The following is a 22,087-nucleotide window of genomic DNA, read 5'->3' on the forward strand; positions in this document are numbered from 1 at the left end:
AATACAACTATGAACATAATAACAAACCTTAAAAATTATTTCGAAACAAAATATAAAGAAAATGATTCTTTAAAAGCACCTGAAGGAGTTTGTCCTAACTGTTGGGGTAAAGCTGAATGGGAAGGAGAATTTTATTCTAAAATTAAAGCTAACAATATTACACCAAATCATAACACATATGATAGCTTTATAAATAAAGTGGCTAAAAAACTAGACAAAATAACCTTAAAAGAAGATATTTTAGTTTGTGAAACTTGTAAAACATCGTTTAAATAATTTTGATACAATTATCTTTGTAAAATGAAGCTTAACATTCAAGATACTTTTAATAAACAATTACCTGCCGATAAAATTTTAGACAACTCTAGAAGACAAGTTTTAGATGCTTGCTTTTCATTTGTTGAACCTAAAAAAACAGCAGCCCCTAAATTACTACATGCATCTAATGAAATGCTAGAAGCAATAGGACTTAGTACAGAAGATGCTAAATCTGATGAGTTCTTAGCTGTTTTCTCTGGTAATAAAATTCTAGAAAACACGCATCCGTTTGCAATGTGCTATGGCGGACATCAATTTGGTAATTGGGCTGGTCAGTTAGGTGATGGTCGTGCCATTAACTTAACCGAAGTTGTACACAATAATAAACGCTGGGCAATTCAATTAAAAGGTGCAGGTGAAACACCATATTCTAGAACGGCAGATGGTTTAGCTGTTTTACGTTCATCAATTAGAGAATACTTATGTAGTGAAGCTATGTTTCATCTAGGTGTTCCTACAACGCGTGCTTTATCTTTAAGTTTATCTGGCGATGAAGTTTTACGAGATGTATTATATAACGGTAATCCGGCCTACGAAAAAGGAGCAATTGTTTCTCGTTTAGCGCCAAGTTTTATTCGTTTTGGAAGTTTTGAAATTTTATCATCAAGAAAAAACACTCTAGCATTAAAAATATTGGTTGACTATACTATTAAATATTTTTATCCTGAAATTACATCCGAAGGAAAACAAAAATACCTCGACTTTTTAACAGCAATAAGAAATCGTACAATTGATATGATTGTGCATTGGCAGCGTGTTGGTTTTGTACACGGTGTTATGAATACCGATAATATGTCAATATTAGGATTAACAATCGATTATGGGCCTTATGGTTGGTTAGAAGGCTATGATGCTGGTTGGACACCAAATACAACAGATAATCAACATAAGCGATACCGTTACGGAAATCAATCTCAAATAGGCTTATGGAACTTGTTTCAATTAGCAAATGCTTTGTACCCTATTATTGAAGAAGTAGCGCCTATACAAGAAATTTTAGATGAATACTCTGAGATTTATAACAAAAAACAACATCAGATGATGAAATCGAAACTTGGTTTATTTTCTGATGATGCAAACGATAAGGAATTAATTGGCAGACTAGAAGATACTTTGCAGTTAACTGAAACCGATATGACGTTATTTTTTAGAAATTTGTCAAATATTTCAACAGAAGATACTTTTAACGATGCTTTTAAAAAGGTTGAAGTTGCTTTTTATAAAATTGAAGAACTTACTAATGAATTAAAAAATCACTGGAAAGATTGGTTTACTCGTTATTTAAGAAGGTTAAAGCAAGAGAATATTACAGATTCTGAAAGAAAAGAAAAAATGGATTTAACGAATCCAAAATATGTATTACGAAATTACATGGCTCAATTAGCAATTGATGCTGCTGATAAAGGTGATTATACTTTAATTGATGAGTTATATAAATTATTAAAAAAACCATATTCAGAACAGATAGTATATGAAAAATGGTTTGCTAAAAGACCTGAATGGGCACGCCATAAAGTTGGTTGCTCTGTACTAAGTTGTAGTTCTTAAAAATTTGTACATTTAGATATAGAAACTCACATTACTAAATGACGCACGAATTTAAGGAAATTGTACAGCAAGCTTTTATTAACCAACAGAATGAGGTACAAAATGTATTAGCAACAGTTGTTGATTTAGATGGTTCTTCGTACAGAAAACCTGGAGTTAGAATGTTATTGTCTTCTAACGGAAAAATAACTGGCGCTGTTAGTGGTGGTTGTGTAGAAAAAGAAGTGCAACGAAGAGCTCATTCTGTTTTTAAAAATGGAAAAGCAAAAATAATTGCTTATGATGGTCGGTACAGATTAGGTTGTGAAGGGGTTTTATATATTTTATTAGAACCTTTTAAAATAGCAACTCCTTTTATTAATGCTTTTCATGATACTTTAACAAATAGGAAACCATTTGAAATTCAATCTTTTTATGACAAGAAAGATGAAGTATTTGGAGAATTTGGTTCTTTAATTCAGTTTCATGACACTCGAAAATTCACTTTTTCTGATGCTTTTAATCCAACAGTAAAAAACAAAACATTAGTTTTCGAGCAAGTTTTACAACCTTTATTTCGTTTATTAATTCTCGGAGGAGAACATGATGCTGTAAAATTATGCCAGCAAGCATCTCTATTAGGCTGGGAAGTCGATGTAATTACTTCTATAAAAGACCCTAAACAGTTACCCGATTTTCCTAGCGCAAAATCGGTAACAGCTCAAACTCCAGAAACTATTCACTTAAACGGTATAAATGAAAATACAGCGATTGTAATTATGAATCATAATTTCACATATGATCTTCGGTGGCTGATAAAACTACAAGAAGAGAATCCTGTTTATATTGGTATTTTAGGTGCTGCAAAACGTAGAGAAAAATTATTAAATGAGTTATTTGATTTTACTCCAGAAATACGTGATGTTTTTTTAGAAAAAATCCATACACCAGCTGGACTAAATATTGGTGCTGAAACTCCTGAAGAAATTGCGCTATCTATTTTAGCTGAAATTTTATCGGTAATTCGTAAAAAAGAAGTTTTTTCATTAAAGAAAATAACTGGTAAAATACATACTTAATTAAACGTCATTTCGAATGAAATGAGGCAATCTTTAAATAAAATAAACAGATCTACTTCGTCATTCTTTCTCGTGATGATTAATTATAAAAATAAATGAAAAAAACTGCAATTTTAATACTCGCTGCAGGTAATTCTTCTCGAATGGGAACTACAAAACAATTACTACCTTATAAACAAACAACATTATTAGGCTGGTCTATTAAACAAGCACAAAAATCGAAAGCTTGTGATGTTTATTGTGTTTTAGGTGCAAATGCTGAAACTATAAAGAAACAAATTGATAATACTTCTATTAAAATCATAATCAACCCTAATTACAATGATGGTTTAAGTACTAGTATTGTTTTTGGTATAAATTATTTAATGGATAAAAAAATAGATTCAATATTAATTATGCTGGCAGACCAACCAAATGTAAATACTAATTACTTAAACGAGATGCTAGCTATTTATAAAGAGAATCCTACTAAAACAATAGCATCTAATTATAAAAACAAAACTGGGGTTCCTGCTATTTTCCCGAAATCTAATTTTAATAAATTACTAAGTTTAAAGGGCGATAAAGGAGCAAAAGAGCTATTAAATGAACAATCATCAGAAATCATAAAAATGAAACCCTTTTGTTTAATTGATATCGATACTAGTGAAGATTATCAAAACCTTAGTAAGCAAGGTTAAATATATTTAAGCCCATTGGTTTCAAGAATATAAATTACTTTTACAATCCAATTGATTAACTTATGAATTTTAGATCTTTTCTATATTTTACGACAGTCGTTTTATTAACTGGTTGCGCTACCTATAAAGCTCAATATGCAACGAAAGAAAAAACTGAAAAAATAAATTCTAATAAAAAAATTACACACTCTTTTTATTTAATTGGAGATGCAGGAAATTCTAATTTAGGTTCTGTATCACCAGCACTAGCCTATTTAAATAAACATATTAGTAAAGCTGATAAAAACGCTACATTACTTTTTTTAGGTGATAATGTATATGAAACAGGAGTTCCTTTTAAAACATCTGAACAATATCCTTTAGCAAAGCACAGAATTAAAGCACAAACTTCTATTGCAAAAAAGTTTGCTGGTAGGTCTATCTTTATTCCAGGGAATCATGATTGGTATAATGGTTTAGATGGATTGAAAAGGGAAGAAAAATTAGTAGAAAAAGCATTGGGAAAAAATTCTTTTTTACCAGAAAATGGATGTCCTTTAAAAAAAGTAAATATTTCTAAAGATGTTGTTTTAATTATTGTTGATACACATTGGTATGTTACTAATTGGGATAACCACCCAAAAATAAATGACAACTGTGAAATAAAAACAAGAATAAAATTTTTTGAAGAATTTAAAGGTTTAATTAAAAAAGCAAGGGGCAAAACAACTGTTATCGCATTACATCATCCAATGTTTACAAATGGTCCTCATGGTGGTTATTATTCTTTTAAAAGTCATATGAAACCGCTTCCTGTTTTAGGAACTCTAAAAAATATTTTAAGAAAAACAACGGGAATCACAAATACTGATTTACAAAATAAAAAATACAACGAGCTTAAAAAACGTATTGTAACCTTAGCTAAAGAGAACGATAAAACAATTTTTGTTTCTGGTCATGAGCATAGTTTACAATATATTGTTGAAGACAATATTCCGCAAATAATTAGTGGTTCTGGTTCGAAAACTACCGCTACCAAATTAGCAGGCGGCGCAAAATTCACTTATGGTGGGCAAGGTTATGCTAAATTAGATATTTATAAAGACGGCTCTTCTAATGTAAGTTTTTATGCTGTTAATGAAGATAAAGTGGTGTACCAAACCAATGTTTTAGCACCTAATAAAAAGAAAACATTTACAACGTATCCTGATCGTAAAATCACAGAAAAAGCTGCATCAATTTACACAGATAAAGAAGTTACAAAAGGAGGTATCTACGAATATTTTTGGGGAAAACGATATCGAAAATATTTTGGAACGAAAGTTACAGCACCAACAGTAAATTTAGACACCCTTTTTGGAGGATTAAGACCTGTAAGAAAAGGTGGTGGAAATCAATCTAAATCCTTACGATTACGAGATAAAAAAGGGAGTGAATATGTAATGCGAGCATTACGTAAAAATGCTGTTCAATACTTACAAGCTGTTGCTTTTAAAGATCAATATTTAAATGGTCAACTTGATGAAACGTATACCGAAGGCTTATTGCTAGATGCTTTTACAGGTTCGCATCCGTATGCACCATTTACTATTGGAGCTTTATCAGACGCTGTAGGTATTTATCATACAAATCCCGTTTTATATTATGTACCTAAACAAAATGCGCTGGGATCTTTTAATTCAGGTTTTGGTGATGAATTGTATATGATTGAAGAGCGTGCAGCTTCTGGGCATGGTGATAAGGCTAGTTTTGGTTTTTCTAATAAGGTAATTAGTACTGATGATTTATTAAAGAATTTATCTAAAAATGAGAAATATAAAATAGATGAAGCTGCTTATATTAAAGCTCGTTTATTTGATATGTTAATTGGAGATTGGGACAGACACGAAGATCAATGGCGTTGGGCTACCTTTAAAGAAAATGGGTACACTATTTATCGTCCTATTCCTAGAGACAGAGATCAAGCCTTTTCTATTATGGGAGATGGTGCTTTATTAAATTTTGCTACAAAAATGGTTCCTGCTTTACGTTTAATGCAAGCTTACCAGGAAGATTTAAAAAGCCCGAAGTGGTTTAATTTAGAGCCTTATCCATTAGATATGTCTTTAATTAATCAATCTGATAAAAGTATTTGGGATGCACAGGTAAAACATATCATTACTAATATAACCGATGAAATTATTGATGCTTCTTTTGCGAACTTCCCTAATGAAGTTCAAGGTGAAACCATAAAAATAATTAAAAAGAAATTACAAGGAAGAAGAAGAAATTTACAGAAAATATCTGATACTTATTTTAAACATATTAATAAATTTCAAATAGTTAAAGGTACTAACAAAGACGATTGGTTTGAAATTAACCGCTTACCAAACGGGCAAACAAAAGTTATTGCATACAGAATTAAAAAAGGAAAAAAAGGTACTCTTTTTCATAATAGAACTTACGATCATATTAAAACTAAAGAGATTTGGGTATATGGCTTAGATGATGATGATATGTTTGTTGTAAAAGGCAATGGAGATAATTTAATTAAACTTCGAATTATTGGTGGTCAAAATAATGACAATTACAATATTATTAATGGCAAAAGAGTAACTATTTACGACCATAAAACAAAGAAAAATACATTTCTTACCAAGAACGGAAACAAAAAGCTAACGGATGATTACGAAACGAATGTTTACAATTATAAAAAATTAAAAAACAACTCAAATGTTTTAAGTCCGCTTATTGGAGCGAATCCAGATGATGGATTTAAAATAGGTTTCTCTAACATTTATACAGCTAATGGTTTTGAAAGAAATCCGTTTACATCACAACACATTTTATCTGGTGCTTATTATTTTGCTACTAATGGGTTTGAATTAAATTATTCTAGTGAATTTGCGAATGTTATAGGAAACTGGAACCTCGGTTTAAACGCAATGTACACAAGTCCTAATTATGCTATGAACTTCTTTGGGTTAGGTAATAACACAACAAACTTACAAGCTGATGATATTGTAAATAAAGATTACAATCGTGTAAAAATAAGAAAGGCTATAGCTGGTTTATCGATACATTGGAAAGGTGATTTGGGAGCAAAAATAAAATTAGGCTTAAACTACCAATCTTTTAAAATTGATAAAACTCTTAATCGGTTTATTGCAGCACAAGCTGTTAATTTTAATACTCAAAATTTCTTAAATGCAGAAGCTAGTTACAGCTTTGAAAATACTGACAATCCTGCTTTTACAACAATGGGAATGAAAACAGCATTACAAGTTGGTTATACTGCTAATTTAAAAAGAAATAATAAATTTGGCTATGTTATTCCTTCTATCTCATTTGACTACAAATTAGTTCCTAGCGGTCAGGTAGTTTTAGCTACAAAATTTAAAGGTCATTTTACTTTTGGTGATAATTTTGAATTCTATCAAGGAGCCAATTTAGGAGCAAACAATGGTTTACGTGGTTACAGAAATGAACGCTTTATAGGTAAAAATTCGTTTTACCATAGTTCAGATATTCGTTTAAATTTAAGAAAGTTAAAAACTGGCTTATTACCACTGCATATTGGAATTTATGGTGGTTTTGATTATGGTAAAGTATGGTTAGAAAATATAGATTCTAAAAAATGGAATACTTCTATTGGTGGAGGAGTTTTCTTTAACGCGGCTAATATGATGACTGCAAATATTTCTGCCTTTAACAGTAATGATGGTTTACGAGTAGCTTTTGCTATGGGATTTAATTTTTAATTTTATGATAACACAACAAGTAGTATTAATATCTGGAGCTTTATTTGGAATGCTCGCTGTAATTTTTGGGGCATTTGGAGCGCACGCTTTGAAGAAAATTTTATCTGAAGACCAATTAAAATCGTTTGAAACAGGGGTGAAATATCAAATGTATCACGCAATTGTTTTGTTGTTTGTAGGAAGCTCTTTTAAAACCCCAAACCAATTAATAAGTTACTGTTTTATTTTTGGTATCATTCTTTTTTCTTTTAGTATTTACGGATTGGTCTTATCTGACGCGAAAGGCAAAAAAATGAAATTTCTTGGACCAATAACACCTTTAGGAGGTTTATTATTGGTTATTGGATGGGCTACATTAATATACCAAATAAGTCAAACTGTAAACTTTTAACAGCTTACAGTTTGACTGCAAAATAAGCCTCATGGGGATAAGAGTATTTTTAATCTACATTTTGAGCATCACTAATCACTCTATCTATAAACTCTGTTTTTATATATAGTTGTTTTGCTAAATTATGTAGTACACTTACTTCTTCTGCATCTATTTGACCATCTGCATACGAGATTATAGATAAATCCCTAAGCATATTTAATTTTTGCATTACAGATAGTACAACATCTAATTCTTTTACTAAATCAACTATCTCTGTAATAATATCATCTTCTGTTAACCCTTTAACAGTTAACATACATTCGGCAAAGATGGTTGGAGAAACAATACTGCTTAAGGCTTGTATTTCAGAATCGTCTACGGTTCCATCAGCTTTAGAAATCATATATCCACCTAAAAACATAAAACGTTGTATTTTATCAGAATGCTCAGTTTCGTTTTCTAAATCTTCTGGTTCCATTAAAGATAAAATTCGTTTAATTTCTAACTCCATAGCTTCTTCTGTAATCTCTCCTTTTATAGATGGATTAAATAAACCATAGGTTTCACTTTTATTAAATAGCTCTAATGCTTTTATTCTAAGTGGGCTAAACGGATGACTACTATACCAATCTGACGGGTCGTGCGTATCGTCTTTTAAAACTGCTTCTAAATCTGAAAACTGCTCTATGTATGCATTTAATTTAAAATCTAATGAATCTGTAGTTACTCCTGATGATAGTTTAAAAAATGTACGCCCTGCTGCTTCAAAACTCTGACAACATAATAACCCAGCCCTATCTGCACTAATTTCGGCATTTCTATTCCATGCATATAATTTCATTGCATAAATAGGCGCTAATTCATTTTCTCCTTCATCTAAAATATGCTTCACAGGATAATTAAAATGTTCAAAAAGAACATGACCAATTTCATGACCTACTACAAAGGCCAATTCATCCTTTTTAAAACGCTCTAAAAGACCTGAAGATAAAATAATATATAATTTATCTTCATCTGGCGGATAACAAGCTGCGTTAAAAGTATCACTTTGATATACAAAAAATTCTATATCAGCTTTTAACTTTAAAATACCTTTACAATGCAAACCTATTTCATGTAAAACAGGTGCCAAGGTTTTTGTTAATCGTAAACTTGATTTTAATAAATGACGACGTGATTTAAAAACAGGATTATTATCTTTTATTTTGGTTAATATTTTTTGAATTAATTCATCTTCTTGAAAAGTTAAAACATAATCTCTATCCCCGTCATAAACCAACGCATTTAAATCAATATCTGCTCTAGAATTATCATAAACCTCAACGATATTTTCAGTAATATTTTTTAAGTTTAAGGCGTTTATTGTTTCAATACCCTTTGTATATTGTTCTATTAATTGTTGTGCTGTATCCTGAAAAGCAGTACTTACAGCTTGTAATTTTTCTGTGTCACCATTTGCTTGTGCTACAGCTAAATCTTCTAGCATCTTATTCTGAGCAATAGTAAGTGCTTCTTGATGTTCTTTTTCTAATTCAGCTAAACTTTTAGATTTATATTCGTTCATTTTTTTTATTTAAAATATTATACTTACCTATTTACACGTAACCTTACTATACGTTTGTGGCTATTTTAGAATTAGATGCTTTTAATAAGCGATTTTTCAAGTCGAAAATTCCTAGAATTTGATCGTTTTCTTTAGTCGCTAAAATATTATTACCAGACAATTGTACTTTATATCCTTTTTGATTTAAATAAGAGAACAAAGCATGTTTATGACCAAATTTCATTCGAGTAGTAGTCTTTGCAAAATGCGAACAAATAAGAGCTGGTTCTGTAATTTCTTTCGCATCTACTAACTCAGATGTTAGTAATACGTACACTTTTATTCCTTTAAAATTTAAAGGAGCATAACAACTTGATACAACAACACCATTAGCTACTGAAGAAAAATAATGCCCCGGATCATTTTCTGTTTCAATCTTTGGCTTTGTTAAATCTTCAATACTATACTTTACTCCCATTTCTTTTAAAGCCAAAGAAGCTTCTAAAAATTGTTCTGGAATTCCGCTTTGTTTATTTGCCCATGCCCAAAGCCATGACTGTTCTTTTTCAGAATATGTTCCTAGCACCTGCATTCTAAAGACATGCTCACCATATGTTACCGTTCCTTCTAACATATCACAAGACCAGTCTAAATCTTCAACAATTTCTTGAAAGTGATCTTGACGCTCAAAAGTTAACGCTACCGATTGATTATGTAATTGTGATAAATTTATTTTAGGCTGTTCATTTTTCGAACCGTCTTTTATTTGATCTTCTTCCCTTCTATTGACTAAACCTGTACCTGGATATTCAAATGAGATATTATTAATTTCAGATCTAAAAAAAATGTTTTCAATCCTTTCTTTAAATATTATCGGCATTGATACTTTCTTTAATTTATTACTTTCAGAAAATGCTTGTGGGCCAATAGAATCTACACCTCTTGGAATATTTAAAAACGCTAAGTTATTACCTGTAAAAGCAGACTCTCCTATTTTTTTAAGGTTTAATGGTAATTTTACTTCTGTAATGCCACTATTAGAAAAACAATAGTTTGGTATTTCTATCATATTTTCTGAAAGAGTCAATATCGAAATTGTGTTTCTAGAAAAAGCCCCATCTCCAATTACAACAAGGCTATTTGGTAACGTAAGTGTTTTTAATTGATTACCATAAAAAGCATCTTCACCAACTTCAACTAAACCTTCTGGTAAATTAATATGAGTAAGTTTATTACCATCTAATGCTTGCTTTCCTATACTTAACAATGTTTTAGGAAGTATTACTTTCTCTAAATTCATTTCTTGAAATGAATACGGAGCTAATTTTGTTACCTTCTTATTGTTAATCAGTTCAGGAATTACAATTGTTGTTTGGTCATCATTGTACTTAGTAATTGTTATTGCTTCATTAAATTCTTCGAATGAAAAAGCATTTTTATTTTTACTAAAATCAACAGAAGTGCCATTTAGGTTTTCATCTGCTTCTGAAAAACGCTCTAAATTATCCTCCAATAACGCAATAATACGTTTAGTTCTACTTTCTATCGCATCAGCATTAATAACTGGGCTATGATCTATTTTTAAAACCCCTTCTTCGAAACTAATCGCATTCTCTGGGTTACTTTCATTTTTACTGTTTTCAATAACAATTTTTCTCAATCCTTTTCTTAATAATTCTCCCCCTAGTTCGTCTATATTAATAGCTTTTAGCCCGTCTATTAATGGCTGAAAGTAAACTTTAACAAAAGTATCGTTGTATAAATGTGAAAAACGATCTTCTTGTAAAGTATCCCATGCGATAGAAATTAGTACATCAAAATTTGCTGCTTTAAAAATTTGCTCTTCAATTTTTGGGTATAACTCATTTTGAAATGCTTTAATAATTCTTTTTTCTCTTAGTCCCATAGTAATATTATGTATGTTTTTTTATAATTTCCTTAATCCTTATTCAAATATAAAGTCTAATGATTAGCTTCCTTTTATTGCTTTTATATACGCAGTAATTCATTTTATAAGCGTATTTCACAAAACTGATTCAATTTTCTCTACTAAAATGTTTTCTAAGTTTTTAGGTAATGCTTTTTTAGTGTCAATAGAAATCTCTAAAACATTATCTACCTTCTTTACTTTAAAATTTGCTGCTTGAACAATAGTTATACTTGTTATGGTTTTCCAAATATCTAATGCCATTGAGTCATTACACACCAATGTTACTGCTTGTAAAAGAGAGTTTACTATATCTTTACAATTCAAACGAACGTTTAACTCTTGTAATGCAACTTTATCTACACTTAAATTAATTGGTACATTTAATATTTCTTGTTGTTTATTAACCCATCTTTTTAACTCTAAACCACTTATTGTTTCATTAGAATTAATGGGTCTGCTCACGCTACCGTCAGACAATGCTACAGCTAATTGTTTCGGATATTTAATACTTAATAAACAAACCTCTTGAGCATTAAAAAAGAAAACTTCATTGTTTTGAGTTCTTAAACATACCGCTATTTGATATTCTTCTTTTAATACATCAACAATAAAACCTTCTAAATATGTTCCGTTTTTAAGCGTTAAAGTAATTGCTACTTCTTCTTTCTCTTTAAAAATAAGATCTATTATTACAGCAGGTGATTTTGCCTTAAACTTATTTATATATGACATATCCATTCTTTTTTATTTAATTATTGAGCGTAAATAAAACTTGACTAGTTTTATAATTTAAAGAGACAGGTATTGCTCTTAATTAGAAAAAAATAAGGTGGAAGAAAGTGTTAAAATGAAATAGCCATAAAACGATTAATTAACAAACCTCTTTAATGTTTTTGAAGTTAAATAAGCTCTAGAGTTTTCTTCTTTATAATAAGGCCTATGCAATTTTTTTAATTTAGCATCCCATTCAAATACTATTGAAACAGTTTTTATTTCTACCAATCTTAACGCTACTAAAAACAGGTTAAAATTTACACTAGTTGTATTAAAATTACGTTTGAACACAACAATTTCGTATTTTCCTTTATGATGTAGCTCTAAATACTCCATTAAACTTTTTTTAGCAACTTTAGTTGCTATACCGCATGAATAAAACGTACTGATAACTAGTAAAAATACTGCTAGGTATAGCCCTTTTAACATATCTTAATTTTTTAAAGCCTCCTTTTTTAAATTAAAAAAGGAGGCTTTATTTTTATAAATTATTCTCTAATAAGCTAGTAAGTACCTTAGTTCTTGAACTTACATCATCTGCATTTAAAATCGGACTATGGTTTATTTGTAAAACCCCTTCTGAAAAAGTATATGCATTTGTTGGGTTGTGATGATTGTCGTTATTAACAATTATTACTTTTTTTAAGCTTTCTTTCAAGGCTTCTTTACCCATGTCATCGGCAGTTATAGCTGAAAAACTTTCAATTAATGGCTGAAAGTAAATTTTAGGATAGCTATCGCTATATAAATGTAAAAAACGATCTTCAAATAAAGTTTCCCACGCTGTTTCTAAAGTAATATCAAAACCAGCTGCTACATTAATTTTCTCTTTTAAAGCTGGGTATTGCTCCTCTTGAAACGTTTTTGTAAATCTCTTTTCTTTAAGTCCCATTTTAATTGTTTTAAGGTTATTTTTAATTTATACCTCAAAACTATATCGAAAAAATAGTTTTTAAAAAACAGTTTTATAATCGTTACTTCTTGTTTTGTATTTGCTGAAATTGATTTAGAAACTGCTTTAAATAACTCTTTTTTCTAGATGCTAATGGTATTTTCTCTCCTCCTGTTAACACAACTGTATTTGTTGTTACCGAAGCTATGTATTTTATATTTATTAAATGAGATTGATGTATTCTAACAAAAGTATGTTCGCTTAAAATATTTTCGTAATATTTTAAGTTTCTTGCACTCATTATTTTTTTTCTTTTAGTATGAAAGGTAGTATAACTCCCATCTGATTGACAGCGTATAATTTCATCTACTTGCAAAAAATGTTGTTCTTCTGTTGTTTTTATTAGCAGTGTTTTCTGTGCTTCTTTTTTATCTAATTCAACAACCTTATCTACAACCTTTAAATAATGTTGTTCTTTTTCATAACCAATTCTAAAACGTTCTATGCACTTACTTAACTCATCTGAATCTATTGGTTTTAATAAATAATCAACAGTATCAAACTTTATAGCTTTGATAGCAAACTCATCAAAAGCAGTTGTAAATATTATTTTAAAATTAATAGTTTCTAGGGTTTCTAATATTTGAAAAGCAGTACCCCCTATTAATTCTATATCCATAAAAACCAAATCTGGTGTATTGTTTTTTAAGAATACAATAGCATCATTTACATTATCTATTGTTGCTATAATTTCAATATCTTTTTGGGTATATTGAATTAGTTTAGTTAAAGTATTTAAGGCATTAAACTCATCTTCTATTAATACTGTCTTTATCATTTATACGGTAAGTTTAAAAAACACTTTAGTTCCTATTGATTTTTTTTCATCATTATATAAATCTTCAATCGTAAAAGACTTTTCCTCTCCCTTGCCTCTTGTTTTTAATCGTTCTATAAAAACAGCTGTTGCATGTAATTTTTCTGAGACTTTAACATCTTTTTGTTTTAGAGTTCTTCCAACCCCATTATCCAGAATTTCAAAATATAAACCCTCTTTTTGTTTATCAATTTTTAAAGCTAAAACTCCGTCTGTTTTTTTTCCTTTAAGACCATACTCAATTGCATTCTCTACAAAAGGTTGCAAAAGCATTGGAGGCATTTTAAGTTCTTTTATATTACAATTCTCTGATATATCTATTGTATACTTAAATGCATTATTAAAACGTAGTTGCTGCGTTTCAATATAATTAGAAATCATTTTAATTTCTTCTTCTAATGATATTTCTTCTTTTCTAACATAATCGAAATTCTGACGAATTAATTTAGAGAACTTAGCTATATAATTCGAAGATTTTAAAGGATTTCCTTCTAAAATGATGTTTTGAATTGCTGCCAGAGTATTAAATATAAAGTGAGGATTCATTTGCACTCTTAACAAACGTTGCTCTAACTTCGATGCTTTATTTAAAGCTCTTAGTTTATTATTGTAATTAAAAAAAATAGCTATAATAAGTAGTAATACCAATGAAACAATAACACTTACACCTAAAAACATATTTTGCTTACTTGTTTCTTTTTGATGTTTTAAAGCGATCTCATTTTCTTTTACTTTATAATTTACATTCGCAAAATGAAGTAGTTTTTCTTTCTCACTTTTATTCAATTGAATTTTAACACTATCACGTATCGTTTGATGAAATAAAGCTTCTTCAAAGTTTTTTTCTAAAAGAGCAACAGCTATTAACCTGTCTCTAACGTTGATCTCAGCATTTATATTTCCCTTATCTCTATAAATATTTAACGCTTTCTTATAATTTACTTTGGCAGAATCTAACTTATTATTTATTAAAAACAAAGCTCCTAAACCTTTATAAGGTGCTGCATTTATAGCTTTAATATTTCTATTTAAAGTTATGGCTCCTCTTAGAAATTTTTCTGATTGTTTAAACTCCCTAGCTTCTAAATAAGTAAATCCTATATTATTTAAAACCCGTACAATAGTTTTAGGATCCTTAATTTTCTCACTTAATTTTAAAGCTTCTGAAAATTTTCGCAATGCTTTATTGTATTCTTTTAATTGTAAGTATATCGTTGCTATGTTTCCTTTTACAGCAATAATAGATGTAATGTCTTCAGAATTTAAAAATAGTTTTTCTGATTGATTTATATATGCTAATGCCTTTTTGTAGTCTTTTAACCTAAAATGTAATTGAAATAATTGATTGTTTGCTTTTGCTTGTAATCTATTATTATTTATAAGTTCACCAATATGCAAAGCCTCGATAGCGTATTCTTGTGCTTTTTCAAATTCTCTTAATTTAATACAGGTGTTACTTAACGTTATTAAACTTCTCCCTTTATTATAGTTATCGTTAAATTTAGAAAATAGCGTGTATGTTTTTAAATGAATATTTTTTGCTTCTATAAACTCATCATTCAAATAATATACTTCCCCTTTTTCAAATAAAAGTAGCGCTTCTTCCGCAGTGTTTAAATTAGCTACATTTAATAGTAAACTATCAATTTTTTTTATTGCTTTTTCAGGTTGCTTCTGAGAGTCTTCTTGTAATGTTAATAATTGCTTTTCTAATGCTGGTCTAACACTATTAGGCGTAGAACATCTTACTCCAAACACACAAAAAACCAACACAAAAATAACTTGTAAAAAATGCTTAAAAGTGGAATACATAAAAGGTTATTCTAATTTTTTATAACAGCTAAAATAACTATAATAATGGCAGGTTAAAAAAAACACCACTTACTTTTATTCAAATATAAAATAGGCAATAGCACTTATAAAATCATTCTCTTAGTAATCTAAAAACACGATAACTTCACACTATGAAGTAAAAAAAAACAACACTTTATTAGCATCAGAAGTACAAAAAGAAAACATATCTTACTTTAACATATCTTATTAACAATGGATAAAGAACATTTAATAAAACAGCAAGAAAAACGTTACAACAACTTAAATTTTGCAGTAGCTATAAAGAAAGATAACAACGGCATCATTCAAAATTTTATTGATAGCGAAGAAGAAGCTCGTTTACATGTTTTTCAGGGACAATTTTACCCTTCGTTTCATTATGAAATTAACAGAGTAATGAAAACGAAGATGATAAAAATATCGCAAAAAAATATTTACCTCGCCTATTATTACAGAATAAAATTAGGTATTTGGGATGTACCTAGCAAACTAAATTTTCCTTTATTTTTGGCTGCTGTAGAAAAAAACATATTAGACAATGACATTGATAAAACCTATGTTAGCGTATCTAAAATGTATTTACTTTTCGACTTTAAAAATAATAGTGATTTACTTAAAATAGCAACTCTCTCTTATGAGGATTATATAGCATCAATTAAATTCTTAAATTTAAGTAATAGTTATTCATGCTACCCGAATCTACGTAAAAAAAGAATTCGTTTTGCTCCTTTTTTATCAAACAAACTACTTTTAACTCGTATTAAAAATGGTTTATATTTTTATTTAGATAGCAATTTTGAAACTGCGGCTTCACTTGTTCTTTTGTTATTAGACGCTAATGAAACCTCTAAAAAAGCATTACTAAATTTACATAAAAAAGAACTAAAAAACACGCAAGTTTGGTTATTAGGGAGTTTTTACAAAGATTTTCAATCTGAAGAGATAAATAAACCTGTTTTAATTGATTTGTATGACAAGTTTCCGAAAGGGTGGATAGATGAGTATCAAAAAACGAATTACTATTAATTTAAATAGAATTCGTACAATTTACCACCTTTTAAATGTGCTCTTTCATCAGTAATATAAAGTGTTTTATTGTCTTTAAAAACAACCCCTTCTTTTTGAGACATATACCCCAAAGAGAACTCTTTTACATCTCCTGATAAAAAATCATCTTCAAGAAAATTTGTAAATACAAAAACCGATTGGTGATTTAGTAATGCAACCTTTTTTTTATCAGGAGAAATTGCTGCTGCTGTTACCCAACAATGAAAGTCAGTGCATGTTTCAAAGGTTGAAATGAATTTTGCTTCATGATTCCCCTCTATAGCTGGAATTTTATATAAAGTTGTTTTTCCAAAATTATTAGCAACCCTACTTTTAGTGAAAATGTATAAAAACCCATCTTTATACAATAAACTCTCTGCATCAAAAAAACGTCTTTTCTTCTTAGGTGGAAACTTTTTTTGTAATGGATAATAAAACTTAATTTTTTGGACTGTAACCTCGTCTTTCACCAACAAATCTTGATAACTTATTTTAAGTATTCTCAAATCTCTTCGCTTGTTATTGTTATTCCCAAAGTCTGCTATATATAAATTTCCTTCCTCATCAGAAGTTATATCTTCCCAATCATTGTTTTTTGCTTTAACAGCAACCTCTCGTATAATTTTACCTTTGGTATCAACCCCGTAAATAATTGGTTTATTTCCACTGTCATTAAGCATCCATAATAAATTAGAGCCTTTTACTTTTTCTATTCCAGAAACTTCTTCTAAAGAGTTCGGTAAATCAGCAAGTATCTGTAACTGTCCGAAATCCTGACAGCTAATCAACACTAGTAAACTACATAAAAATAAATACGGATTTTTCATTTTCTTATTTATTACTAAAAGTAAATATAAAAAAAGTATTGAAGAGCTTCTCTTTTATTTCGTTTTACTATTTAGCATTTCATTTAGTTTTTATTAGTATTCAATTGTATTTTAATTAAATCTTCTTTAACAAATACTGAAAATCAATAAGATAGATTTGCGTTATTAAATTATAAAACAAAAAAATTATGAAACACTACATTTACAAAATTGCATTTCTTTTTATCTTTTTCTTGATAAGTTGTAATGATGAAGAACCTAAAATAGAACCTACAAATTTTACTACTGAAATAACAGATAAAAATAAAGCTGCTCTTATAAAAGAGAATCTTACAAATTTCCCTAATTCTACAGAGATTTCAATTGCTGTTATTGATAATAATGAAACAGCATATATTGGAATTCTTAAAAAAGATGATCTATTTCAAATTGCAAACAATAAAAACAGTGTATTTGAAATAGGCTCAATAACAAAAGTATTTACAAGCATACTACTTTCTGATGCTATAAATAAAGGCAAAGCTTCTTTAAACGAAACATTACAAGAGCAATTTAATTTTCCATTAAAAAATGGTGGTAGCATACAATTATCACAATTGGCAAACCACACTTCTGGGCTTCCAACCACACCTACTAACTATGCCGCAGCACCTGATTTTAACCTTATGGATCCTTTTGCAAGTTATACTCCAATTTTACTAGAAGATTATTTAAAAAATGAAATTGTTTTAAATAACGAAATAGGTTCTAAATTCGAATACTCAAACTCAGGAGTAGGTTTATTAGGGTATATTTTAGCTAAAAAGGCTAGTAAAACTTATGAAAATATTTTACAAGAAACAATTCTTGCTCCATTACAAATGAATAATTCTACAACAGAATTATCAAATATTAATCCAAATTTGTTAGTATCAGGACTTGATGAAAACGGTAACATATCTCCAAATTGGAACTTCTCAAACACTTCTGTTGCAGCAGGAGGCATGAAATCATCTGTTACTGATTTAGAAAAATTTATTCGTAAAAACTTTGAGGATGATGTTGTATATAACTTACCGCAAACTATGACCTATAAGCATGATGAATATCAAGGTTTAGGTTTAGGATGGTTTATTACAGGAAATGCTAACTATACATTTTTATTCCATAGTGGAAATACTGGCGGGTACTCATCAGCTTTTGCTATTGATAAAAAGAATAAAAAAGCAGTTGTTGTACTTTCTAACGTAACTTCTAAAAATCCAAACTTTGAACAAATTAATACAATGTGTACTTCATTATTAAAATACATTTCTACTAAATAAAACTACTACTAAAAAAAGTACTTGCTATTATTGAATCATCATCAATAATAACAAGTACTTTTTTATATAATTTGTTTAAACGAAATCTATGCTTTTATATAAATTACCAACCTCCAGATGCACCACCTCCGCCAAAACTTCCGCCACCGAAGCCTCCGCCGAAACCGCCACCATCAAAACCTCCTGATGAACCTCCGAAACCGCCACTACCACCGAAACCTCCTCGTCCGGCATTGCTTAAAATTATAGTTTCTAAAATACTTCTCGAATCTGATCTTCTATAATTTCTTTTACCACCACCTCGGTTACCTTTATTACCTCTAAATATTAAAACAAAAAAGATAATAAGGATAATTATAAAAATGATAAAACTTGGATCGAAGTCTTCTGATTTTTTTCTACTTCCTTTGTATTCGCCATTTAAAGCTTTAAAGATAGCATCTGCTCCACTATTTAAACCAGCATAATAATCTCCACGTTTAAATTGAGGAATTATCTCTCTTTCAATAATTCTTTTTGAAAGAAAATCAGTTAGTAAATGCTCTGTTCCTTTACCTGCTTGAATAGATATTTTACGATCACTTTTTGCTAATAAAACTAAAACACCATTATCTTCTTCAGCTTGTCCTATTCCCCATTTCTCACCCCAATTTGCTGCTAAATAGTTAATATTTTCTCCTTTAGTAGAATCAATTATAGCAATTACAATTTGTGTAGAAGTGGTATCAGAATATTTAATCAACTTATTTTCTAAGTTAACCTTCTGCCCTTTAGACAGCAATCCTACATAATCATAAACACTTGTTTCTTCATTAGGCTTTTTAGGTATTTCAAATCCTTGTGAAAACAATGTTTGTATAAAAGCGAAAGCTATTATAAAGAGTAAAACTTTTTTATTAATGACTAATAATCTTTGAATCATCCTTTAGAAATTTCATTAGACAATTCATTTTCATCATCAATCTGCCACGGAAAATGAGTTTTTAATTCATTTCCGGCTTTTAAAATACCTTTAACAATTCCTTGTGTAAAATTACCTTGTTTAAATTCTTCTTGCATGATATTTCTTGTCGTATCCCAAAAATCATCCGCAATAACCGCATCAATACCTTTATCACCATAAATAACAAACTTATGATCTTCTACAGCAAGGTAAATTAATACTGCGTTTTGTTCTTTGGTATTAAACATCTTAAGCTTCTGAAATACTTCTAACGCACGGTCGTAATGAGAAATTGTTGTTGTTTTCTCAATATGCACACGTATTTCACCAGAAGTATTTCGTTCAGCTTGCCTAATTGCATTAACGATTTCCTCTTCTTGTTTTAATGAAAGAAAATCTTCTACTTTAGACATATTTAGAATTTAAAGTTTACATCAGGTGCTTTTTCTGAACCTGCATCTGCTTTATAACGATTCATTTCAGTAAAATTGAAAATCCCTGCTAAGAAAGAACCAGGAAACTTCTTAATTAATTTATTGTAAATGTTAACCTTTTCATTAAAGCGATCACGCGCAACATTAATACGATTTTCTGTACCTTCTAATTGACTTTGTAATTCTAAGAAATTTCTATTTGCTTTAAGATCTGGATAACGCTCTACAGAAACTAATAATTTAGATAAAGCTCCTGATAAACCTGATTGTGCTTTTTGAAATTGAGCCATATTCTCAGGGGTTAAATCTCCTGCGTTTATGTTAACAGAAGTTGCTTTTGCTCTCGCTTCAATAACTTGTGTTAACGTTTCTTTTTCAAAATCAGCAGCTCCTTGTACCGTTTTAACTAAATTACCAATTAAATCATTTCTACGTTGGTAAGCACTTTCTACATTAGACCAACTAGTTTTTGCATTTTCTTGAAATTCTACAGCATTGTTTTGAAAACCTACAGCCCAGTTATAAAATCCATAGGCAATAATAGCTATAAGAATTATAGGAAGAAATTTTTTCATATTTTTAAAATTGATTTATAATTGATTTTTAATTTTTTGTAATTCCGCTTTTACAGCTTCTAATCTACTAATAATTTCGTGATTACTTATTACCCCATCAGGGTTCCTCTTTAATTTTTTCTTTGCACCTTCTAAAGTAAAACCTCTTTCTTTTACTAAGTTATATATTAATTTAAAATTCTCAATATCTTCTTTAGTAAACAATCTATTTCCTTTCGCATTTTTTTTGGGTTTAATTACATCAAACTCTTGTTCCCAAAAGCGAATTAGTGAAACATTAACGTCGAAAGCCTTAGATACTTCGCCTATTTTATAATATCTTTTTTCAGGTAACTCTACATACATTGGTCTTCAATATTCTAATTAATCGTACGATTGCCCTTTTTGCTGTGATGCTTTTTGCATTGCTACAAACTCTTCTGGAGTTAAATCTCCGTAATAATAATAAATAGGATTTACAGGTCTACCATTTTTATGTACTTCATAATGTAAATGAGGTGCTGCCGAACGTCCTGTATTACCAACATATCCTATAATATCTCCACGTTTTACTTTTTGACCTTTCTTAGCTAGTATTTTACTCATATGTGCATAAATAGTTTCGTAACCATACCCATGACTTATATACACAACATTACCAAAAGACGAACTACGATGCGCTTTACTTACCCTTCCATTTCCTGAAGCAAATATAGGTGTCCCTTTTGGAGCTGTAAAATCCATTCCATTATGCATTCTCCACGATTTTAAAATTGGATGCAAACGCATACCAAAACCAGAAGCCATTCTTTTTAAATTTTCATTTTTCACTGGTTGGATTGCAGGTATCGATGCTAGCATTTTTTCTTTTTCTTTTGCGAGACTAACAATTTCATCCAATGATTTTGATTGTACAACCATTTGCTTAGATAATATTTCTATTTCTTTGGTCACATTTACAATCATCGCACTATTCTTAAAACCTTCTAAATGCTTGTACCTATTTACACCTCCAAAACCAGCTTTACGTTGTTCTTCAGGTATAGGACTTGCTTCAAAATAAGTTCTATAAATATTATCATCTCTTTCTTGCAATTCAGATAATCGTTCAGATAATACGCCTAATTCTTTAGACATTAACTCTGTATGAAGTTTAAAATTTTCAAGTTCTCTCTTCTGAGACCTCTCATTTGGAGACATTAAAAACTGACTAAACCCAATAAAACCGAAGAAAGCAATTAATAAAGCTCCGACGACTCCTAAAAAAGATTTTTTATATTTTTCACTTTTATTAGACTCTATTTTTCGGTACGATAATGTCTCGGGGTCGTAATAATATTTTACTTTCGCCATAATACTAAATATACTATTTTTGTGCTTGTTAAACAAGCAACTTCTTTTAAGGGGACGTTTTTGGTAACACACAAATTTAC

General features: G+C 29.5%; 21 protein-coding genes. 8 read left to right on the forward strand and 13 right to left on the reverse strand.

Going from position 1 to position 22,087, the window contains the following annotated elements:
- Positions 1-9: 9 nt before the first annotated feature.
- From CXF68_RS01315 to CXF68_RS01340, 6 genes are all read left to right on the forward strand, one after another.
- Entirely contained in the window at positions 10-276 is a 267-nt protein-coding gene (locus CXF68_RS01315) for a hypothetical protein (protein WP_101042558.1), read from the forward strand.
- Positions 277-300: 24 nt separating this feature from the next.
- Positions 301-1,866 carry a YdiU family protein gene (locus tag CXF68_RS01320; protein ID WP_101042559.1) on the forward strand — a complete coding sequence of 522 codons (1,566 nt, stop codon included), beginning with the start codon at positions 301-303 and terminating at the stop codon, positions 1,864-1,866.
- A 38-nt stretch (positions 1,867-1,904) separates the two neighbouring features.
- On the forward strand, positions 1,905-2,924 hold the full coding sequence (locus CXF68_RS01325) for an XdhC family protein (RefSeq protein ID WP_101042560.1): 1,020 nt from the start codon (positions 1,905-1,907) through the stop codon (positions 2,922-2,924).
- Positions 2,925-3,019: 95 nt separating this feature from the next.
- Positions 3,020-3,604 (forward strand): NTP transferase domain-containing protein, encoded by a 585-nt coding sequence (locus CXF68_RS01330; protein WP_101042561.1) that lies wholly within the window; start codon positions 3,020-3,022, stop codon positions 3,602-3,604.
- Positions 3,605-3,666: 62 nt separating this feature from the next.
- A complete protein-coding gene (locus CXF68_RS01335) occupies positions 3,667-7,323 on the forward strand; it encodes a metallophosphoesterase (protein WP_101042562.1) in 3,657 nt (1,218 codons plus the stop codon).
- Between the two features lie 4 nt (positions 7,324-7,327).
- A complete protein-coding gene (locus CXF68_RS01340) occupies positions 7,328-7,714 on the forward strand; it encodes a DUF423 domain-containing protein (protein ID WP_101042563.1) in 387 nt (128 codons plus the stop codon).
- A gap of 49 nt (positions 7,715-7,763) precedes the next feature.
- Here CXF68_RS01340 and CXF68_RS01345 read toward each other — a convergent pair whose 3' ends face one another.
- From CXF68_RS01345 to CXF68_RS01375, 7 genes are all read right to left on the reverse strand, one after another.
- Positions 7,764-9,260 carry a M48 family metallopeptidase gene (locus CXF68_RS01345; RefSeq protein ID WP_101042564.1) on the reverse strand — a complete coding sequence of 499 codons (1,497 nt, stop codon included), beginning with the start codon at positions 9,258-9,260 and terminating at the stop codon, positions 7,764-7,766.
- 46 nt (positions 9,261-9,306) lie between these two features.
- Positions 9,307-11,145 carry a leucine-rich repeat domain-containing protein gene (locus CXF68_RS01350; RefSeq protein ID WP_101042565.1) on the reverse strand — a complete coding sequence of 613 codons (1,839 nt, stop codon included), beginning with the start codon at positions 11,143-11,145 and terminating at the stop codon, positions 9,307-9,309.
- A 117-nt stretch (positions 11,146-11,262) separates the two neighbouring features.
- Entirely contained in the window at positions 11,263-11,907 is a 645-nt protein-coding gene (locus CXF68_RS01355) for a hypothetical protein (protein ID WP_101042566.1), read from the reverse strand.
- A gap of 129 nt (positions 11,908-12,036) precedes the next feature.
- Positions 12,037-12,372, reverse strand: a complete 336-nt coding sequence (locus CXF68_RS01360; RefSeq protein WP_101042567.1) for a hypothetical protein — start codon at positions 12,370-12,372, stop codon at positions 12,037-12,039.
- A gap of 52 nt (positions 12,373-12,424) precedes the next feature.
- A complete protein-coding gene (locus CXF68_RS01365) occupies positions 12,425-12,835 on the reverse strand; it encodes a hypothetical protein (RefSeq protein ID WP_101042568.1) in 411 nt (136 codons plus the stop codon).
- 82 nt (positions 12,836-12,917) lie between these two features.
- Positions 12,918-13,673 (reverse strand): LytTR family DNA-binding domain-containing protein, encoded by a 756-nt coding sequence (locus tag CXF68_RS01370; RefSeq protein ID WP_101042569.1) that lies wholly within the window; start codon positions 13,671-13,673, stop codon positions 12,918-12,920.
- Complete coding sequence (locus tag CXF68_RS01375) at positions 13,674-15,524, reverse strand: tetratricopeptide repeat protein (RefSeq protein WP_101042570.1); 1,851 nt, start codon at positions 15,522-15,524, stop codon at positions 13,674-13,676.
- A gap of 234 nt (positions 15,525-15,758) precedes the next feature.
- On the opposite strand from CXF68_RS01375, the gene CXF68_RS01380 reads away from it, so the two are divergent.
- Positions 15,759-16,571 carry a hypothetical protein gene (locus CXF68_RS01380; protein WP_101042571.1) on the forward strand — a complete coding sequence of 271 codons (813 nt, stop codon included), beginning with the start codon at positions 15,759-15,761 and terminating at the stop codon, positions 16,569-16,571.
- On the opposite strand, the gene CXF68_RS01385 is transcribed toward CXF68_RS01380, so the two are convergent.
- Positions 16,568-17,419, reverse strand: coding sequence for a hypothetical protein (locus CXF68_RS01385; RefSeq protein WP_232771593.1), 852 nt, complete (start codon positions 17,417-17,419; stop codon positions 16,568-16,570). The genes CXF68_RS01380 and CXF68_RS01385 overlap by 4 nt on opposite strands.
- 188 nt (positions 17,420-17,607) lie before the next feature.
- On the opposite strand from CXF68_RS01385, the gene CXF68_RS01390 reads away from it, so the two are divergent.
- Entirely contained in the window at positions 17,608-18,723 is a 1,116-nt protein-coding gene (locus CXF68_RS01390) for a serine hydrolase (RefSeq protein ID WP_101042572.1), read from the forward strand.
- Positions 18,724-18,826: 103 nt separating this feature from the next.
- On the opposite strand, the gene CXF68_RS01395 is transcribed toward CXF68_RS01390, so the two are convergent.
- From CXF68_RS01395 to CXF68_RS01415, 5 genes are read right to left on the reverse strand one after another with little or no spacing between them, the layout of a single operon-like run.
- A complete protein-coding gene (locus CXF68_RS01395) occupies positions 18,827-19,645 on the reverse strand; it encodes a YgcG family protein (protein ID WP_101042573.1) in 819 nt (272 codons plus the stop codon).
- Entirely contained in the window at positions 19,642-20,079 is a 438-nt protein-coding gene (locus CXF68_RS01400; RefSeq protein ID WP_101042574.1) for a TPM domain-containing protein, read from the reverse strand. Before CXF68_RS01400 ends, CXF68_RS01395 begins: the two co-directional genes overlap by 4 nt.
- Positions 20,080-20,081: 2 nt before the next feature.
- Positions 20,082-20,675 (reverse strand): LemA family protein, encoded by a 594-nt coding sequence (locus CXF68_RS01405; RefSeq protein ID WP_101042575.1) that lies wholly within the window; start codon positions 20,673-20,675, stop codon positions 20,082-20,084.
- A 15-nt stretch (positions 20,676-20,690) separates the two neighbouring features.
- The gene (locus CXF68_RS01410) at positions 20,691-21,020 is read right to left on the reverse strand and encodes a MerR family transcriptional regulator (RefSeq protein WP_101042576.1); all 330 of its coding nucleotides are present in this window, start codon (positions 21,018-21,020) and stop codon (positions 20,691-20,693) included.
- Between the two features lie 18 nt (positions 21,021-21,038).
- Positions 21,039-22,007 (reverse strand): M23 family metallopeptidase, encoded by a 969-nt coding sequence (locus CXF68_RS01415; protein ID WP_101042577.1) that lies wholly within the window; start codon positions 22,005-22,007, stop codon positions 21,039-21,041.
- Positions 22,008-22,087 lie beyond the last annotated feature (80 nt).

Source organism: Tenacibaculum sp. Bg11-29, assembly GCF_002836595.1.
Classification (GTDB): domain Bacteria; phylum Bacteroidota; class Bacteroidia; order Flavobacteriales; family Flavobacteriaceae; genus Polaribacter.